This is a genomic window from Mesorhizobium sp. BH1-1-4 (assembly GCF_020165665.1).
GTDB lineage: Bacteria > Pseudomonadota > Alphaproteobacteria > Rhizobiales > Rhizobiaceae > Mesorhizobium.
Map to the genome: position 1 here is coordinate 149,597 of NZ_JAIUIN010000001.1, position 17,741 is coordinate 167,337.

General features: G+C 64.4%; 16 protein-coding genes. 7 read left to right on the forward strand and 9 right to left on the reverse strand.

The features are described 5' to 3' along the window. Nucleotides 1-35: 35 nt before the first annotated feature. Nucleotides 36-2,768 carry a DNA mismatch repair protein MutS gene (mutS, locus tag LB569_RS00670; protein ID WP_224690681.1) on the reverse strand — a complete coding sequence of 911 codons (2,733 nt, stop codon included), beginning with the start codon at nt 2,766-2,768 and terminating at the stop codon, nt 36-38. Between the two features lie 117 nt (nt 2,769-2,885). Between mutS and LB569_RS00675 the strand changes: the two genes are divergently transcribed. Further along, nucleotides 2,886-4,112, forward strand: a complete 1,227-nt coding sequence (locus tag LB569_RS00675) for a glycosyltransferase (protein ID WP_224690682.1) — start codon at nt 2,886-2,888, stop codon at nt 4,110-4,112. A 133-nt stretch (nt 4,113-4,245) separates the two neighbouring features. Further along, nucleotides 4,246-6,525: an NADP-dependent malic enzyme gene (locus LB569_RS00680; RefSeq protein ID WP_224690683.1), complete on the forward strand. Its 2,280-nt coding sequence runs from the start codon at nt 4,246-4,248 to the stop codon at nt 6,523-6,525. A 21-nt stretch (nt 6,526-6,546) separates the two neighbouring features. On the opposite strand, the gene LB569_RS00685 is transcribed toward LB569_RS00680, so the two are convergent. After that, complete coding sequence (locus tag LB569_RS00685) at nt 6,547-7,575, reverse strand: LysR substrate-binding domain-containing protein (RefSeq protein ID WP_224690684.1); 1,029 nt, start codon at nt 7,573-7,575, stop codon at nt 6,547-6,549. Between LB569_RS00685 and LB569_RS00690 the strand changes: the two genes are divergently transcribed. Beyond that, complete coding sequence (locus LB569_RS00690; protein ID WP_224690685.1) at nt 7,574-8,677, forward strand: polyamine ABC transporter substrate-binding protein; 1,104 nt, start codon at nt 7,574-7,576, stop codon at nt 8,675-8,677. The two genes, LB569_RS00685 and LB569_RS00690, sit on opposite strands and share 2 nt — an antisense overlap. Nucleotides 8,678-8,725: 48 nt before the next feature. Continuing rightward, nucleotides 8,726-9,685, forward strand: coding sequence for an agmatinase (speB, locus tag LB569_RS00695; RefSeq protein ID WP_140706528.1), 960 nt, complete (start codon nt 8,726-8,728; stop codon nt 9,683-9,685). A 13-nt stretch (nt 9,686-9,698) separates the two neighbouring features. Here speB and LB569_RS00700 read toward each other — a convergent pair whose 3' ends face one another. Together LB569_RS00700 and LB569_RS00705 are read right to left on the reverse strand one after the other, a co-directional pair. Continuing rightward, nucleotides 9,699-10,397 (reverse strand): antitoxin Xre/MbcA/ParS toxin-binding domain-containing protein, encoded by a 699-nt coding sequence (locus tag LB569_RS00700; RefSeq protein ID WP_224690686.1) that lies wholly within the window; start codon nt 10,395-10,397, stop codon nt 9,699-9,701. A 269-nt stretch (nt 10,398-10,666) separates the two neighbouring features. Continuing rightward, nucleotides 10,667-11,659 carry an adenosine kinase gene (locus tag LB569_RS00705; RefSeq protein WP_224690687.1) on the reverse strand — a complete coding sequence of 331 codons (993 nt, stop codon included), beginning with the start codon at nt 11,657-11,659 and terminating at the stop codon, nt 10,667-10,669. Between the two features lie 256 nt (nt 11,660-11,915). Here LB569_RS00705 and LB569_RS00710 point away from each other — a divergent pair, with 256 nt between their 5' ends. After that, entirely contained in the window at nt 11,916-12,818 is a 903-nt protein-coding gene (locus LB569_RS00710) for an EamA family transporter (RefSeq protein WP_224691108.1), read from the forward strand. A gap of 146 nt (nt 12,819-12,964) precedes the next feature. Continuing rightward, on the forward strand, nt 12,965-13,675 hold the full coding sequence (locus tag LB569_RS00715; RefSeq protein ID WP_224690688.1) for a sulfate transporter family protein: 711 nt from the start codon (nt 12,965-12,967) through the stop codon (nt 13,673-13,675). Nucleotides 13,676-13,681: 6 nt separating this feature from the next. Here LB569_RS00715 and LB569_RS00720 read toward each other — a convergent pair whose 3' ends face one another. From LB569_RS00720 to LB569_RS00740, 5 genes are all read right to left on the reverse strand, one after another. Beyond that, on the reverse strand, nt 13,682-14,680 hold the full coding sequence (locus LB569_RS00720; RefSeq protein WP_224690689.1) for a proline racemase family protein: 999 nt from the start codon (nt 14,678-14,680) through the stop codon (nt 13,682-13,684). 15 nt (nt 14,681-14,695) lie between these two features. Further along, entirely contained in the window at nt 14,696-15,499 is an 804-nt protein-coding gene (locus LB569_RS00725; protein WP_224690690.1) for an isocitrate lyase/phosphoenolpyruvate mutase family protein, read from the reverse strand. A 170-nt stretch (nt 15,500-15,669) separates the two neighbouring features. Then, nucleotides 15,670-16,329 (reverse strand): HAD family hydrolase, encoded by a 660-nt coding sequence (locus LB569_RS00730; protein WP_224690691.1) that lies wholly within the window; start codon nt 16,327-16,329, stop codon nt 15,670-15,672. Beyond that, nucleotides 16,329-16,814, reverse strand: coding sequence for a dUTP diphosphatase (gene dut / locus LB569_RS00735; RefSeq protein ID WP_224536398.1), 486 nt, complete (start codon nt 16,812-16,814; stop codon nt 16,329-16,331). Before dut ends, LB569_RS00730 begins: the two co-directional genes overlap by 1 nt. Before the next feature lie 95 nt (nt 16,815-16,909). Further along, nucleotides 16,910-17,377 (reverse strand): Lrp/AsnC family transcriptional regulator, encoded by a 468-nt coding sequence (locus LB569_RS00740; RefSeq protein WP_224536395.1) that lies wholly within the window; start codon nt 17,375-17,377, stop codon nt 16,910-16,912. Nucleotides 17,378-17,492: 115 nt separating this feature from the next. Here LB569_RS00740 and LB569_RS00745 point away from each other — a divergent pair, with 115 nt between their 5' ends. Further along, nucleotides 17,493-17,741: a DUF6356 family protein gene (locus LB569_RS00745; protein WP_140706510.1), complete on the forward strand. Its 249-nt coding sequence runs from the start codon at nt 17,493-17,495 to the stop codon at nt 17,739-17,741.

Genomic DNA, 17,741 nt, shown 5'->3' on the forward strand with positions numbered 1-17,741 from the left:
TACAATGAGTCAACAGCGAGTGGAAGCTTCAAATCCTATGGCTTGGTCGCCAAACCCTTCAGCCGGTAGAGCGCTTCGAGCGCTTCCTTCGGCGTCATATCGTCGGGATTGAGGTCGCCGAGCGCGGCGCCCACCGCATCGCTCTTTACCGGCTTCGGCGCCTCCCGCTTCACGGCCACCGAAAACAGCGGCAGGTCGTCGACCAGCCGGTTGGTCTTGCCGGAAACCTCGCCTTCCTCCAACTGATGCAGCACCGCCTTGGCCCGGTCGACCACCGCTTCCGGCAGGCCGGCGAGCCGCGCCACCTGGACGCCGTAGGAGCGGTCGGCCGCCCCCTTGCCGACCTCGTGCAGGAAGACGACATCGCCTTCCCATTCCTTGACCCGCATTGTGACGTTATGAAGCCGCGCCAATTTGCCGGCGAGTGACGTCATTTCGTGGAAATGGGTGGCGAAGATCGCCCGGCAGCGGTTCTTCTCGTGCAGATACTCGACCGCCGCCCAGGCGATCGACAGGCCGTCGAACGTAGCGGTGCCGCGACCGATCTCGTCGAGGATCACCAACGCCCGTTCGCCGGCCTGGTTCAAGATCGCCGCCGTCTCGACCATCTCGACCATGAAGGTCGAACGGCCGCGCGCCAGATCGTCCGAGGCGCCGACGCGTGAGAACAGCCGGTCGACGACGCCGATATGGGCGCTCCGCGCCGGCACGAAGGAGCCGGTCTGCGCCAGGATCGCGATCAGCGCGTTCTGCCGCAGGAACGTCGACTTACCACCCATGTTCGGCCCGGTCAGCAGCCAGATCGCGCCGTTCTTGGCACTGCCTTCCGGCGACAGGTCGCAATCATTGGCGACGAACGGGCCTTCGCCCGAACGGCGCAGCGCCTGTTCGACCACCGGATGCCGGCCGCCTGATATCTCGAAGGCAAGGCTGGCATCCACGACGGGCCGGCACCAGGCCTCGCTTTCCGACAAAAGCGCAAGTGCGGCCGACACGTCGAACACGGCGAGCGCGTCGGCGCCGGCGCGGATCGCCTCGGCCGCGCCGACCGCTTCCGCCGTCAGCGCGTCGAAGGCGGCAAGCTCGATGCTCAATGCCCGGTCGGCGGCATTGGCGATCTTGGTCTCGAGTTCTGCGAGTTCCGTCGTGGTGAAGCGCATGGCGTTGGCCATGGTCTGGCGGTGAATGAAACGCGCCTTGGCGCCATCGGTGCCGGTCATGATGGCATGATGGTTGGCGGTCACCTCGATGTAGTATCCCAGCACATTGTTGTGCCGGATCTTCAGCGAGCGAATGCCGGTCTCCTCAATCAGCGAGCGCTCCAGCCCGGCGATCACCTTTCGCGACTCGTCGCGCAGCGCCCGCATCTCGTCGAGTTCGGCATGGTAGCCGCCGCGAATGAAGCCGCCGTCGCGTTTGAGCAGCGGCGGTTCCTCGCCGAGCGCCTGGGTGAGATGCTGGGCAAGTGCCTTGGGCAGCGCCTGAATTGCGGCCATCGCATCAGCCAATTCCTGGGGCAGGGTGGTGGCGGCAAAGATCTCGGCGATCGCACCGGCGGCCTCGAAGCCGGCGCGCAGCGCGCCGAGGTCGCGCGGACCGCCGCGGTTGAGCGCCAGCCGGGACAGGGCGCGCGGCATGTCGGCGACGCTCTTCAGGCTCATCCGCACTGACTGGCAAAGCCGCACTTCGGAGCGGAAGAACGACACCGAATCCAGCCGCGCGACAATCGCCGCCGGATCGGTCAGCGGCGCCATCAGCCGGTCGGCGAGCAGCCTTGCGCCGCCACCCGTCACCGTGCGGTCTATGGCCTTGAACAGGGAACCTTCCCTGCTGCCGGACAATGTTCGCAGCAGCTCCAGATTGCCGCGTGTCGCCGGATCGATGAACAGGGTCGAGCCCTGCTCCTCGCGCTCGGGCCGCGACAGCGGCGGCCGCTCGGCCTTTTGCGTCTTCTCGACATAGGCGATGGCGCCCGATATCGCCGACAGTTCGGCGCGCGAAAACGTGCCGAAACTGTCCGGTGTCGCGATATCGAAGAAGCGTGCGATACGCCCCGTGGCCGAGGCCGAATCGAACAGCGATGGCGGCTGCGGGTTGGCGACTCGGCCGAGCACGTCGAACACCGGTTTCAGTTCGGGATCGTGGAACACGGGCTCGGCGACGATCAGTTCGCGCGGATCGACGCGGAAGATGTCGGCCAGCAGCCGGTCGGCGGTGGTTTCGGCGACGCGGAAGGCGCCGGTCGAGATGTCGATCCAGGCAATCGCGAAGCTGTTCTCACTGCCCCCCTTCACTCGCCCCAGCGCCATCAGGAAGCTCGATTCCGACGGCGCCAGCAATTTGTCCTCGGTGATGGTGCCGGGCGTCACCAGCCGCACCACGTCGCGGCGCACCACCGATTTGGAGCCGCGCTTCTTGGCCTCGGCCGGATCCTCGATCTGCTCGCAGACGGCGACGCGGAATCCCTGGCCGATCAGCTTCTGCAGATAGTCGTCGGCCGCGTGCACCGGCACGCCGCACATCGGAATGTCGTGGCCCTGATGCTTGCCGCGTTTGGTCAGCACGATGCCCAGCGCCCGGCTCGCCTTCTCGGCATCGTCGAAAAACAGCTCGTAGAAATCGCCCATGCGGTAGAACAGCAGCGAATCCGGGTTCGCCGCCTTGATCTCGATGAACTGCTCCATCATCGGGGTGACGGCGGCAGCGCCGGGCTGCGGCGGTGTCATCACCTCGGGGGCGTCGGTCTCGGCGGGCGTGTGCATGTTCATGCCGGCACGCTAGCAGATGTGGCCGGACGGTTTAATGCCGGCGGTTCGAAAAACGGGGGACGACGGGAGGTTGCGAGGGATTTGCACGATCACGCCGGGCGCGCTTGCGGCAAGCGGATGCCAGGCCTTATGGTCGTCTCGGGACGGATGGGCGGGATTGCGGTGGATAAGGACAGGCAGGAGACTTTCGACGAGATGGTCGGTCCTGTCGGATCGACGATCGAGCGTCTCTTGCTTTTGGCGACGCGGCGCGCTCATCGGACCGCCAACAAGCTGAGGGTTTCGGCGCGAAAGCGCTTTCCCTTTATCCTTCCGGCCAGCGGCCCCCTGTCCGATCTCGACGGCGGCATCGAGATGTCGGCCCACATATTCAGTCGCGATCCGTTGGTGCTCTATATGCCGGTTGGTGGGCCTCGTCCCCTCCATGCGCTGGCGGCCATAGGCCGGCGCCTGGCGGCGCGTCGCGCCACCTTCCTGCTGATGCCGATGTGGACCATGGAGAGGCCGGCGATCGTCGCCCAGATGGGCCGGGATCTCGCCTGGTACGCCGAGCGTTTCCCACGGCATGAGACGATATTCCTGTGCAATACCGAGGAGGAGCGCCGTCTGATTGCCGCGGTCGGCGGCAACGCCATATTTTCCAATCACAATCTGATGATATCGGAAGATGTCTTTCGTCCGCTGCCGGATGTGCCGGTCGAATTCGATGCCGTCTACAATGGCCGCATCTCGCCGATGAAGCGCCATTACCTTGCTTTCGAAATCGAGCGCCTGGTCCACATCACCTATTCGATCGGCGAATTGACGCCTGCCGGCGCCCGCGCCTTCACCAGGCGTCTCCAGGCACAATCGCCCCTCCACCGTATCGCCAATCCGCTCGTGGACGGTCTCGCCGGAAGATTGACGTCGGCCGAAGTCAACCGCGTCTACAACCAGGCCGCCGTCGGACTCTGCCTGTCGGCCGTCGAAGGGGCGATGTATTCCTCGATGGAATATCTGATGGCCGGCTTGCCGATCGTCAGCACGCCGAGCCTTGGCGGCCGCGACGTGTATTTCGATCCCGATTATTGCATCATCGCCGAACCGGAGCCTGCGGCCATTCGACATGCCGTCGAGACATTGCGCGACCGGGCCATACCGCGCGCGGAAATCCGCCGCCGGACGCTGGCGAAGGTTGACGCCCAGCGCCAGGAACTGATGGTCTTCCTGTCGGAGCTTCTGCGGCGCAAGGGCAGCAGCGCGCCGCCCATCGAGACATGGCCGTTCTCTGGTACCGAAGGCCTGATGCGGTGGGGAACGGTGCGGGAAATTGCCGCCTCGGTCCGCCAGCCGACATCGGACTGATCCCTGGATATTTCGCCCGCCTGCGTGAAGATCGCTTGTCGGTTTACAGCGGCGGCGTGTAGCCTTAATCCGGAACGTCAAAAACACGGCACCCGCCTCAAGGGCGCCACACCGGCGAGGAAATCAATACATCATGGCCAGGAAAACCGAGAACAACGGTCCGTCCGTCAGCGCGCAGGAGGCGCTGGAATTCCACGCCATGGGCCGGCCCGGCAAGCTGGAGATCGTCGCCACCAAGCCGATGACGACGCAGCGCGATCTCAGCCTTGCCTATTCGCCTGGAGTGGCCGTGCCGGTGCGCGCCATCGCAGAGGACCCATCCAGGGCCTTCGACTATACAACCCGCGGCAACATGGTCGCCGTCATCTCGAATGGCACCGCCATCCTGGGGCTGGGCAATCTCGGCGCGCTGGCCTCGAAGCCGGTGATGGAAGGCAAGGCGGTGCTGTTCAAGCGCTTCGCCGATGTCGATTCCATCGACCTCGAGGTCGACACCGAGGATGCCGACGAGTTCATCAACTGCGTGCGCTTCCTCGGTCCCTCCTTCGGCGGCATCAATCTGGAGGACATCAAGGCGCCGGAATGCTTCATCATCGAGCAGCGCCTGCGCGAACTGATGGACATACCGGTCTTCCACGACGACCAGCACGGAACCGCCATCATTTCGGCCGCCGGCCTGATCAACGCGCTGGAGATCACCGGCCGCGACATGAAGACCACGAAGCTGGTCTGCAATGGCGCGGGTGCGGCCGGCATCGCCTGCATCGAGCTGATGAAGGCGATGGGTTTTTCGCCCGAAAACATCACCTTGTGCGACACCAAGGGCGTGGTCTTCCAGGGCCGCACCGAGGGTATGAACCAGTGGAAGTCGGCGCATGCGGTCAAGACCGAGGCGCGTTCCCTGGCCGAAGCGCTCGACGGTGCCGATGTCTTCCTCGGCCTCTCCGCCAAGGGCGCGCTGACCACCGCCATGGTGCAGTCGATGGCCAAGAACCCGATCATCTTCGCCATGGCCAATCCGGATCCAGAGATCACCCCGGAGGAAGTGGCCGAGATCCGCACCGACGCCATCATGGCCACCGGGCGTTCGGACTATGCCAATCAGGTCAACAACGTGCTCGGCTTCCCCTACATCTTCCGCGGCGCGCTGGATGTCAGGGCCACCACCATCAATGACGACATGAAGATCGCCGCCGCCCGCGCGCTCGCCGAACTGGCGCGCCAGGACGTGCCCGACGACGTCGCCGCCGCCTATCAGGGCAACCGGCCGAAATTCGGTCCCAACTACATCATTCCGGTGCCGTTCGACCCGCGTCTGATCTCGGCCATCCCGATTGCCGTGGCCAAGGCGGCCATGGATTCGGGCGTCGCCCGCAAGCCGATCCTCGACCTCGACCGCTACGCGCAGGAGCTTTCCGCCCGCCGCGACCCGATCGCCTCGACCCTGCAGCGCATCTACGACCGCGTGCGCCGCCAGCCCAAGCGCATCGTCTTCGCCGAGGGCGAGGAGGAGCAGGTGATGCGCGCCGCCGTCTCTTATGTGAACCAGCGGCTCGGCACCGCCATCCTGCTCGGCCGCGACGACGTCATCAAGGAGAACGCCAGGCACGCCGGCATCGACTTGAACAAGCAAGGCATCGAGATCATCAATGCGCGCCTGTCGCGCCGCAATTCGATCTACACCGACTATCTCTACGAACGCATGCAGCGCAAAGGCTTCCTGTTCCGCGACTGCCAGCGGCTGATCAACAACGACCGCAACCACTTTGCCGCCTGTATGGTGGCGCTGGGCGACGCCGACGGCATCGTCACCGGCGTGACCCGCAACTACTCAACCGCGCTCGACGATATCAGACGCGTCATCGACGCCAAGCCCGGCCACCGCGTCATCGGCGTCTCGATCGTGCTGGCGCGCGGCAAGACGGTTCTCGTCGCCGACACGGCCGTGCACGACATGCCCAACGCCGAGCAGATCGCCGACATCGCCGAGGAAGCGGCCGGCTTCGCCCGCCGCATGGGCTATGAGCCGAGGCTCGCCATGCTCGCCTACTCCACCTTCGGCCATCCGCAGGGCGAACGTTCCGAGCGCGTCCAGGAAGCGGTACGCATCCTCGACAAGCGCCGCGTCGATTTCGAGTATGACGGCGAAATGGCCGCCGACGTCGCGCTCAACGCCCGTGCCATGGCGCAATATCCGTTCATGAGGCTGACCGGCCCGGCCAACGTGCTGATCATGCCGGCTTTCCACTCCGCCTCGATTTCGACCAAGATGCTGCAGGAACTCGGCGGTTCCACCGTCATCGGCCCGCTGCTGGTCGGGTTGAACAAGCCGGTCCAGATCGTCTCGCTGAACGCCAAGGACAGCGATATCGTGAATATGGCGGCGATCGCCGCTTATACGGCGGGGGCCTGAGGGTTCCCCGTGGCGGACGCCTCACTCCAGCCCCATCACCTGCTTGTGGCTGGCGATTTCCGACAAAAGCCAATCCCGGAACAGCCTGACGCTGGCTGAATTGCGGTTGCCCGGCTTCTGCCGCAGGCAGTAGCTCTGTGGAATTGCGTGGCGGATCGTGAAGGGCGCGACCAGCTGGCCGCTGGCCAACAGGTCCTCGACCATGATGTTGTCGGCCAGGGCCACGCCGCCGCCATTGACGGCCTCACGCACGGCAAGTGTCGGGTCGTGGAAGATCGGGCCGGGCTTCGCGTCCAGTCCGGCGAGCCCCTCCTTCTCGAACCACTCCTCCCACCACACCGTGGTGTTTTCATGCAGCAGCCGGCAGCTTGCGAGATCGGCGGGTTTTCTCGGCGCATTCTTTTTATCGAGGAAGGCAGGCGAGCAGACCGGAAAGATGACCAGCGAGACAAGCGCAATGACCGAAGGGTCGCCGGTATCGACGGCAAACAGCACCCGCAGGTCAGCGCTCGGATTGCCGCCGCGGTTCTCGTCGTCGTGGATCGATATGTCGAGTTCGCAGTCGGGATGTCGGTCGCGAAAGCGCGGCAAACGATCGGCGAGCCAGAGATTCATGAAGGTGGCGTTGATCGACAGCGAGGCGCGCCCGGCCTTGCGGCTTGTCGCCTGCTCGCCGGTTTCCTCGGTCGCATTCTCGATCTCACGAAAAGCCCCCGACAGCCGACGGGCGTAATGTGTCGCCTTCGGCGTCAGCGCCACTTGCCGGAAGCCACGTTCGAACAGGTCTATGCCCAGCGCCTGTTCCAGCAAGCGGATGTGGCGGCTCACCGCCGAAGGAGTGAGCCGGAGCTCGTCCGCCGCTTCCTTGAAGCTGCGCAGCCGGGCCGCCGCTTCGAAAGCCCTGATGGCATTCAGTGAGGGGAGCTTCATGGCTGGATGAGACAGCATCAGGTGAATTTTTGTCAACTGACTCGGGCCGAAAAGCCGTTTGTCCGGAAATGCCGCGTCCGTCAGCTTGTGGCCGTCGCCCTCTGCTGGAAAGCCGCCCATGCGCCTCCTTGCCCTGCTTGCCGCTTCGATGCTTTGCCTCTCCGCCTCCTCGCTTTGCGGCGTGGCCGCCGCCGAGGACAAGACCGTCAACATCTTCTTCTGGTACGACTACGTACCGGCCGACACGATCGCGGAATTCGAAAAACAGACCGGCATCAAGGTGGTCTACGACACCTTCGATTCCGTCGACATGCTGACGACCAAGGCGCTGACCGGAGGCTCGGGCTACGACATCATCATGCCGGGTGCGTCGTTGGTCGGGCAATATGCCAAAGCCGGCGCCATCCAGAAACTCGACAAGGCCAAAATTCCGAATGCCGGGGGCCTCAATCCTGACATCATGGCGTTCCTCGCCCGGCAGGATCCAGGCAATGTCTACGCGATGCCCTATGCCTACGGCACTACGGGGGTCATGTATAACCCGGCCAAGATCGCTGAACGCATGAAGGATGCGCCGGTCGACAGCCTCGACATGATCTTCAAGCCGGAGATCGCGGCCAGGTTCCAGGATTGCGGCATCGCCATGGTCGATTCGCCGGAAGGCGTGATGTCGATCGCGCTGAACTATCTCGGTTTCGATCCGTTCTCCACCGCCGAGGCCGAGCTACGCAAGGCGGGTGCATTGCTGGCCGCCATCAAGCCCTACATCAGGCATTTCAAGTCGGGCTCGATCATGAGCGAACTGGCAGCCGGCGACCTCTGCCTGGCGCTCGGCTGGAGCGGCGACGCAATCGGCGCCAATGCCAGGGCGGCGGAGACCAGGAACGGTGTCGAAGTGCGATATTCCGTGCCCAGGGAAGGCACCGAGATATTCTTCGACGTGATGACGATCCCGGTCGATGCGCCGCATCCCGAAAATGCGCATGCCCTGATGAATTTCCTGATGTCGCCGCAAGCCGGCGCCCGTTTCACCAACGCCACGCTCTATCCCAATGCCGTGCAGGCGGCGACGCCCTTGGTCGATGAAACCGTGCGCGACAATCCGAACATCTATTTCTCGAAAGATATCCTGAAGCGGCTGTTCGCCGCCCAGCCGCGCGACCCGAAATCACTGCGTCTGGTCACCCGCCTCTGGACGAGTTTCGTCACCGGCACGGATTGAGCCGTACCGGCCAACCCCCCTCATTCCCTGAAAATGGACCTCGACAAAATGCTGCAGCCTCTTCCACGCGCCCGCGAAACCGACGATGCCGTCTTCGGCAAGCATATCCATGGCGGTTCGCACGAGCCGGTCTACAGCGGTGTGCTCTCCTTCATGCGCCGCCGGCTGAGCCGCGATCTCTCAGGCGTCGACGTCGCCATCTGGGGCATCCCGTTTGACGCCGCCGTCTCCAACCGCCCGGGCGCCCGTTTCGGGCCGCAAGGCGTGCGGCGTGCCTCGGCCATCCTCGAGGGCGATCCGCAATATCCCTTCCGGACCGATCCGTTCGAAAGGCTGGCGGTCATCGACTATGGCGATTGCGGGCTCGACTTCGGCAGGCATGACGACACGCCGCGGCAGATCGAGGCGCAAGCGAGCGAGGTCGTCGATGCCGGCGTCACGCTGCTTTCCATCGGCGGCGACCATTATGTGACGTGGCCGCTGCTTCGGGCGCACGCGAAAAAATACGGTCCCATGGCGCTGGTCCAGTTCGATGCCCATCAGGACACCTGGTTCGACGAGGACAGGCGCATCGACCATGGTTCGTTTGTCGCCAGGGCTGTTCGCGAAGGCATCGTCAGGCCGGACCGCTCCATCCAGGTCGGCATTCGCACGCACGCGCCCGAAACCTGCGGTCTGGAAATCCTTTACGGGGAAGATGTCGCCGAGCTTGGCGTTGCTGGCGTCGTCGAGCGGATCAAGGCTCGCGTTGGCGACGCCAGGACCTATCTGACCTTCGACATCGACTGCCTCGATCCGGCCCATGCTCCCGGCACGGGCACTCCGGTCGCGGGCGGCCTGTCTTCCCGCGAGGCGCTGATGATCCTGCGCCGGCTCGGTTCGCTCGACATTGTCGGTGCCGACGTCGTCGAGGTGGCGCCGGCCTATGACCACGCCGACGTCACGTCGATTGCCGGAGCGGCGGTGCTGCAGCACTATCTCGGCCTGCTCGCCGAACGAAAGGGCTGACCGCGCGCCGGCTTCAGCCCGGCGCAAACCCCCGCGCGGCCTCGACCACTTCCTCCGCCCGGTCCTGCCGCAGCAGGTCGATCGGAATGCGGCCGTCGAGCTGCGTGGCGGGACGCGTCAGCCACAGCCATGCGAGCCTTGGATTGCCGATGAGCTCCAGCACGTCGCTTATCCCCGCCACCGGCCTGCCGTCGACGAACTGCGCCAGCGGGAAGACGTGCTTGCGGCCGCCCTTGCGCAGCGCGATGACGTCGCCGCGCCTTTGCCAGCGGTGCAGGGTCGAACGGGCGATGCGCAGGTTTTCTTCCAGATAGGTCGAGCCGGCGACGCGGCCGGCCCAGTCCTCGATCAGCATCGATTCGAGATCGTCGGACTGGGGGAGCACGGGCAGTGGTTCGGCCTCCGCCGACAGCGTCGTCGTGCCGGTGGCGCCGGCTTCGCTGCGGCGCGCGGCTTCCGCCGCGAGCGCACGCACGAACTTGGAGGCAAGGCCGGGAAGGTCGGCATGAATGGCGTCGATGGCGCGCTGGTGCTTTGGCGACAGCAAGGTGACGGCGGACGCTATGCCGCCGGCAATCTTGCCGACCGAGACCATGGTGGGACCGTTGATGGCCTCGTCATAGTGGGCAAGCGCGCGCTCGACCTTTTCCGCCACCATGTCGGCGAAATCGTCCTGCGTGATGCCGGTCGTCTTGGTCTGAAATCTGGTCATGCATCTGTCTTTTGGGCCGCGCGCTCTCCTCCCCAGCCGCGGCCGGTTGTTGAACGGCTACGGCTGAAAGTGGAAAGCGCGGCGACGACAGATGCAGCGACCCGACAGGTTGCTGTCCTGCATTGCTACACACCCCGATAAGCGAGCCGAAATGTCAGTCACGGCACGCTCTCATTTTCGTGTAGGAGCGCTATGTGACAACTGCGCGACGGTGAGAAGCGGTCCGCGCTTGCCTTCTCCCAGAACAAGGGGAGATCGGCAGCCTTACCCTACAACAACCCAGCCTGCTCGGCCTCCTTGCGCAGGTTCTGCCGTGGCCTTGGGCCGATCTGCTGGATCACCAATCCGGCCGCCAGCGAGCCAAGATCGCCGCAGGTCTGGAGGTCGCGTCCCTGCGTATAGCCATGCAGGAAGCCGGCTGCGTAGAGGTCGCCGGCGCCCGTCGTGTCGACCAGTTCCTTGATGGCGGTCGCCTTTATGACCACGGTTTCGTCGCCGCGCACGATGACCGAGCCCTTTTCGGAGCGGGTCACCGCCGCGATCTTGCAATCCTTGCGGATCTTCGCGAGCGCCTCGTCGAACGACGACGTCTGGTAAAGCGACTTGATCTCGTGGCTGTTGGCAAAGACGATGTCGACCGTGCCCGAGCGCATCAGCTCGAGGAACTCGTCGCGGTAGCGGTCGACGCAGAAGGAATCCGACAGCGTCATCGACACTTCGCGGCCGGCCGCGTGCGCCAGCCTGGCCGTCTGCCGGATGGCTTCCTTGGCGCGCGGCGGGTCCCACAGATAGCCTTCGAAATAGGTGACCTTGGCGCCCGACGCCTTGTCGGCCTCGACATCCTCCGGCCCGAGTTCGACACAGGCGCCGAGATAGGTGTTCATCGAGCGTTCGCCATCGGGGGTGACGAAGATCATCGAGCGCGCCGTCGGCGGCTCGCCCTCGAGCGGCCTGGTGTCGAAGGCGACGCCTTGCGCATGGATATCGTGCGCGTAGATTTCGCCCAGCGCATCGTTGGAGACCTTGCCGAAGAAGGCGGCGCGTCCGCCGAAGGAGGCGACGCCGGCCGCCGTGTTGCCGGCACTGCCGCCGGAGGCCTCGATCGCCGGGCCCATGCGGCTGTAGAGCAGTTCGGCGCGCTGCGTGTCGATGAGGTTCATCGCGCCCTTGATGATGCCGTTGGTCTCGAGGAATTCCTCCTCGCACTGGGCGATGATGTCGACAATCGCATTGCCGATGCAAAGCACATCATAATCCGGCATCAATGTCTCCACCAAAAACCCCGAGCAATTCCAGGAAAAGTGCTAGCGGTTTTCCCATAGGAATTGCGAATAAAGAGAGAGCCGGCTTCTTGCCATGCCCGCGCGGGTCTACAGCATGAGCCTGAAAACTGGCAACCGATTTTCTGTCCTTGCCGCGCCAGCCAGGCGCTACGACAATTCGACCGTGGCCGAAACATTTCGCCGCCATGTCGCCTACATCTGCGTCTGTTCGATCACGGTCCGAAGGCGCGAGCCCATGCCTGCCAGAAACGACACGACCACCGACCTGGCATTGCTCGGCGTGCTGGCCGTGCTTTGGGGCGCCTCCTATACTTTCATCAAGATCGGCGTCGAGACCATCCCGCCCATCACCTTCATCGCCGCCCGTACCCTGATGGCCGGCGCCATCCTGCTCGCCATCATCCGCTGGCGCGGGCTTGCCATGCCGCGCGATGCGGCCATGTGGCGTCGCTTTGCCTTCCAGGCCTGCCTCAACAGCGTGATACCGTTCACGCTGGTCGCGGCGGCCGAACGCTCGGTCGACGCTGGCCTTGCCACCATCCTCAATGCCACCTCGCCGATCTTCACCTTCCTGCTCACCGCGCTGATCACCCGCCACGAGCCGGTGACGGCGCGCAAACTGGTTGGCGTCGGCGCCGGCATCGCCGGCATCTGCCTGATCATCGGCACGCAGGCGCTGGGTGGTCTCGGTCACCAACTCTGGGCGCAGATCGCGATCGTTGTCGCAACGATCTGCTATGCATGTGCCGCGATCTTCGGCCGTGGCTTCAAGGGCCTCGACCCGATGCTGCCCGCCGCGGGTTCGATGCTGTGCGGCGCCATCATGCTGGTGCCGCTGAGCCTCGCGGTCGACCAGCCGTGGACGCTGGCGCCTTCCATGGCGTCGATCCTGGCCCTGCTCGGCCTGTCGGTGTTTTCGACCGCGCTGGCCTTCGTCATTTATTTCCGCCTGATCCACACGCTGGGCTCGGTCGGCACCACGTCGCAAGCCTATCTGCGGGTGCCGATCGGCGTCGGCATCGGCGCCGTCTTCCTCGGCGAAAGCCTGGGTCCGACGGCATGGCTCGGCATGGGCTTTGTCGTCGCCGGCGTCGCGGCCATGACCATACCGGTCCGCAAGCCGGCCTTCGCCCGATAGGCAAGTTTCGGGAGAGTGCAAAAGCGGTTTTCCTGCGCGATCGGGTGAAGGCCGGAAGCGCCCGCGCTTGTGCAGGCGGCCTGCACTGCCTATCTCGGAAGCTGCCCGCCTTCCGGCGGCATTCGCTACCTGGGGGTTGAAGCACCGTGATTTTCGACGCTGCCCGCACCGCAGCCCTGGAGCTGCTCTCGCCTCCGTTCCGGACCGTGTTCCTCAAGACGCTCGGCCTGACCCTGCTGGCACTGGTCGCCCTGTGGCTCGGACTGACCAGCCTTGTCGAATGGCTGGCCCTGCCATGGCTGCAGACATTGCTGCCCGGCATACCGTCCTGGGCCGGCTGGCTGGGCGGAATCATCGCGGCCATTGCGCTGGCCTTCGGCCTGGCGCTGCTCGTCGCCCCGGTCACAGCCGTCATCGCCGGCCTGTTCCTTGACGATGTCGCTGAAGTGGTCGAGCGCACCGATTATCCCGGCGACCCGGCCGGACGCCCCATGCCGGCATTGCGCTCGATGGTGCTGGCGATAAAATTCTTCGGCGTCGTCATATCAGGCAACATCGTGGCGCTGATGCTTCTACTGGTCCCAGGCATCAACATCGCCGCCTTCTTCATCGTCAACGGCTATTTGCTCGGGCGCGAATTCTTCGAATTCGCCGCCATGCGCTTTCGCCCCGAGGAAGAAGCCAGGGCCTTGCGCAGGCACCATGCCGGCACGGTGTTTCTCGCCGGGCTGGTCATCGCGGCCTTCCTCGCCGTGCCGCTGCTCAACCTTTTGACGCCGCTCTTCGCCGCCGCGATGATGGTGCATCTGCACAAGGCGGTCTCGGCGCGGGAAGTCGCACGCGCCCCGCGGCGCTAAATCTCTTCAGCGCAGGAGAAATCCGCGTCCCAGCTCGTCGTCCGGTTCGACAATGAATTCGGCTCGTCCGCAATAATAGGCGCGGCCGCCGACGCGGGCGACGATCGCTTCATGCGGGCCAGCCTTCGCCGTCCGCACCACCGCCCCGGAAAAGCGCGAGCCCGCGATGCTCTCGAAAATGCGCGTCTGCCCAATGGCGATCTCGCCCTTGGCATGCATGGCCGCCAGCCGGGCAGTGACACCGGAACCGGTCGGCGAACGGTCGACCTCCGCCTCGGCGAAAACGCAGACATTCCTGGTGACTTCCCCGGAAAAGGCGTCCTTTCCGTCGGTCAGGATGGTGCCGTAGAGGAAGGCGAGGTCGTCATGATCGGGATGCGACAGCGGGAATTCGGCCTTGAGCTTGTCCGTCAGCGCGGTGGCCGCATCGACGAAGTCGCGCACCCGGTCGCGGCCGAATTCCAGCCCGAACTGATGGCAGTCGGCCAGCGCGTAGAACGCGCCGCCATAAGCGATATCAAACCCGATCCTGCCGTAGCCGGACAGGTCGATCTGTTGGTCGCGGGCGAACAGGAAGGCCGGCACGCTTTCGAACGATACCGCACCCGCTCTGCCGTCCCTGACCTCGACCGAGGCGACCACCAGGCCGCACGGCGCCTCGATGTTGACGGTGGTGAACGGCTCCTGCTTGGCCACCAGCCCTTCGTCGACGGCATAGCGGCCGAGCGCGACGATGGCGTGGCCGCACATGGTGGAGTAGCCCTCATTGTGCATGAACAGCACGGCGAGGTCGGCGCCCGGCAAATCGGGCTCGACCAGCAGCGCGCCATACATGTCGTAATGGCCGCGCGGCTCGAAGATCAGCAGCTTGCGAAAATGATCGAGATTGTCCCGCACATAGGCGCGCTTCTCCAGGATGGTACCCTTGGGGATAGCGCGATAACCGCCAGTAACGATCCGCAGCGGCTCGCCACCCGTATGCATGTCGACGACGGTAAGGGTCATCCGGCCGGACCCATCCTAGCCCTGGGATTTGCCATAGAGCGCCTGCAGCTTGCCGAACGGCATGGCCGCACGGGTGAAGCCGAACGTGCCGTCCTGCTGGATCTCGCGCGCCGCCGTCTCCAGCATGCCGTAGGCGAAATTCGTCAGCCACGGCCCCAGCGAAATGCGCTTCACGCCGGCCATGGAGAGGTCGGCGATGGTGAAGCCGGGCCTCGCCATGATATTGACCGGCTTGGTCACCGCCGAGCAGAGCGTGCGCACCATTTCGACGTCGCCGATCCCAGGCGCATAGAGCACGTCGGCGCCGGCCTTTTCGAAAGCCTGCAGCCGCTTGATGGTGTCGTCGAGGTCGGACTTCCCCCACAGGAAATTCTCGGCCCGCGCCGTGAAGACGAAATCCCGCTTCAGCGCCCGCGCGGCTTCGGCCGCTGCCGCGACACGCTCGACCGCGTGCGAAAACTCATAGATGGGCTTCTCCGGATCGCCGGTGTGATCCTCTATCGAGCAGCCGGCAAGCCCGGCGGCTTCCGCCGCGAAAATGGTCTCGGCGGCCTGCTCTGCGCTGTCGCCCTTGCCCTTCTCGAGATCGGCCGAAACCGGCAGTTCGGTCGCTGCCGTCACGTCCCGGCAATGATGGATCATCTGGTCGAAGGTGACCGCACCATCCGGCAGGCCGCGCGAAAAGGCAAAGCCGGCGCTGGTCGTGGCCAGTGCCTTGAAGCCGAACGAGCCAAGCAGCTTCGTCGTGCCCGGATCCCAGGGATTGGGCATGACGAAGGTCGAGGCATGCAGGTCGCGAAAGATCTTGCCCTTGTCCATGAATGCTCCCCATGACGAGTGTCTGGCGGATGCTAGCGCGCTGTTTCCAGCCGGGCAAACGAATGCGGTTGGTTCAGAAGCGTTTCTCGTTCTCTGCTGACAATTCTCGAAAGCGTCGGAATCGGGCGCACGAAGGAAGCACAGCGCCTTGCTGCGTCCAGTGCGGCGGGTCAGTGGATCGGCACCAGCCCGGCGAGCTCGCGCATGTCATCGAACAGGATGCCGCCGGCCTGAATCAGGCCGTCACGGTCTGAATAGGGGTCGCCATGATAGGAAAACACCCGCATACCGGCGGCGATGCCGGCCTGCGTGCCGGCGACGCTGTCCTCGACGACGATGCAGTCGGCGGGCGCGAAGCCCATGGTCCTGGCCGCATGCAGGAACAGGTCGGGGAACGGCTTGCCGCGCGACACCATGGTGGCGGAAAACATCGCATGCTCGAACAGCGGCAACAGCCCGGTCTGGCCAAGCGTGATGTGCATCTTCGAGATCCTGGCCGAAGTGGCCACGCAATAAGCGATGCCGGCCGCACGGACTACCTCGATGAACTCCAGGACATAAGGGATCGCCTCGACGCCGTGGGCGAAGAGATCCGGCAGGCCGGCATTCCAGCGATCGACGAAATCGACGCCGAGCCTGACCTCGGTCTTCTCTTCGATCTCCTTCTGCACCGAAACCATGCTGCGGCCGGAGAAATTCTTGCGGCAATATTCGAAGGTCGCTGGATACCCGGCGTCGGTCAGCCATTCGGCGAGGCGCCGGTTGGCCAGATTCTCAGTGTCGACGAGAATGCCGTCGCAGTCGAAGATGACCAGCTTTGGAATTTGCATCAGGCGGTGCCGGTCGATCCGAACCCGCCAGCGCCGCGCGCCGTGCCGCCGGCCAGCGACCGCTCTTCCACCGCCACCTGCGTCACGGCGGCGAAAACGATCTGGGCAATGCGCATGCCGCGCGTCACGGCAAAATCCTCGTCACCGAGATTGATCAGCAGCACTTTCACCTCGCCGCGATAGTCGCTGTCGACCGTACCGGGTGAATTGAGGACGGTAAGGCCATGTTTGAAGGCAAGACCCGAGCGTGGCCGCACCTGGCCTTCCATGCCTTCGGGGATTTCCAGGATCAGCCCCGTCGGCACCAGGGCGCGTTTGCCCGGCAGGATCAGAAGCGGCCGGTCGTCGGGCACCGCCGCGCGCAAATCCATGCCGGCGGCGCCGGCGCTCTCATAAGCGGGAAGCGGAAGATCCTCACCGTGCGGCAACCTGACGAAGCCGACGGTCGGACCGATGACGGAGGGAGTTTGGAGGGCTGCGCGCATAAAATCGATCCTATCGGCGCGATTGGCGATTCGGTCAATTCGCCCGCAAGGCTATCAACGGCTTTCTTTCGGCATCACTATGGCCCGAGGACGGCTCAACGCACTTCCATCGGAACCACCGTCGTCTCCTTGATCTCCTCCATGACGAAGGAGGCGGAAACATCGGACAGCGCCACCTTGGCGATGAGGCGCTGATAGAGGCGGTCATAGGCCTTCACATCGGCGACGCGCGCGCGCAAGACATAATCGAGATCGCCTGACATGCGGTAGACGCCGGTGATCTCGGGCAAGGCGGCAACAGCAGCGCGGAATTTCTGCAGCCAGTCCGGATCGTGGTTGGAGGTACGGATCAGGATGAACACCGAAAGGCCAAGCCCGAGCTTTTCGGCATCGACCAGCGCCACCCGTCCCGTGATGACGCCATCTTCCTCGAGCCGCTTGACCCGGCGCCAGCAGGCATTGCGGGACAACGAGACCCGTTCCGACAGCTGGTCGACGGACAATGTGCCATCGCGTTGCAGCTCGGCCAGCAATCTTCGGTCGATTTCATCGATTTCGGCCATCTTGTGGGATGTTTGTCCCAAAATTTAGCAGAATACAAGGACAGATTGAGACAAGTGAACCAACAGACCATGTCAGGATACTCATATCAGGAAGCTCCAGCGCTGAAGGACCAGCATGCCGCTCGCAAGCATTTTCACCTCGCATCCGGCCAAGGTCGGCGAGACCTATTTCGGCCATATGGCCTTCGCCGCCTGGTTCTCGTCGCGCCTATCCATGGCGGCGGGGGCGGCACTCGTTCACGCTTTCTTGCCATTTCTCTTCGAGACTACCGCCAGCCGAATCATCCGCGAGCTTTACGAGCGGACGCACAACAGAGGCACACACGCGACCAAGGAGCCCGCGGCTCTTCCGGATCGCGCCTAG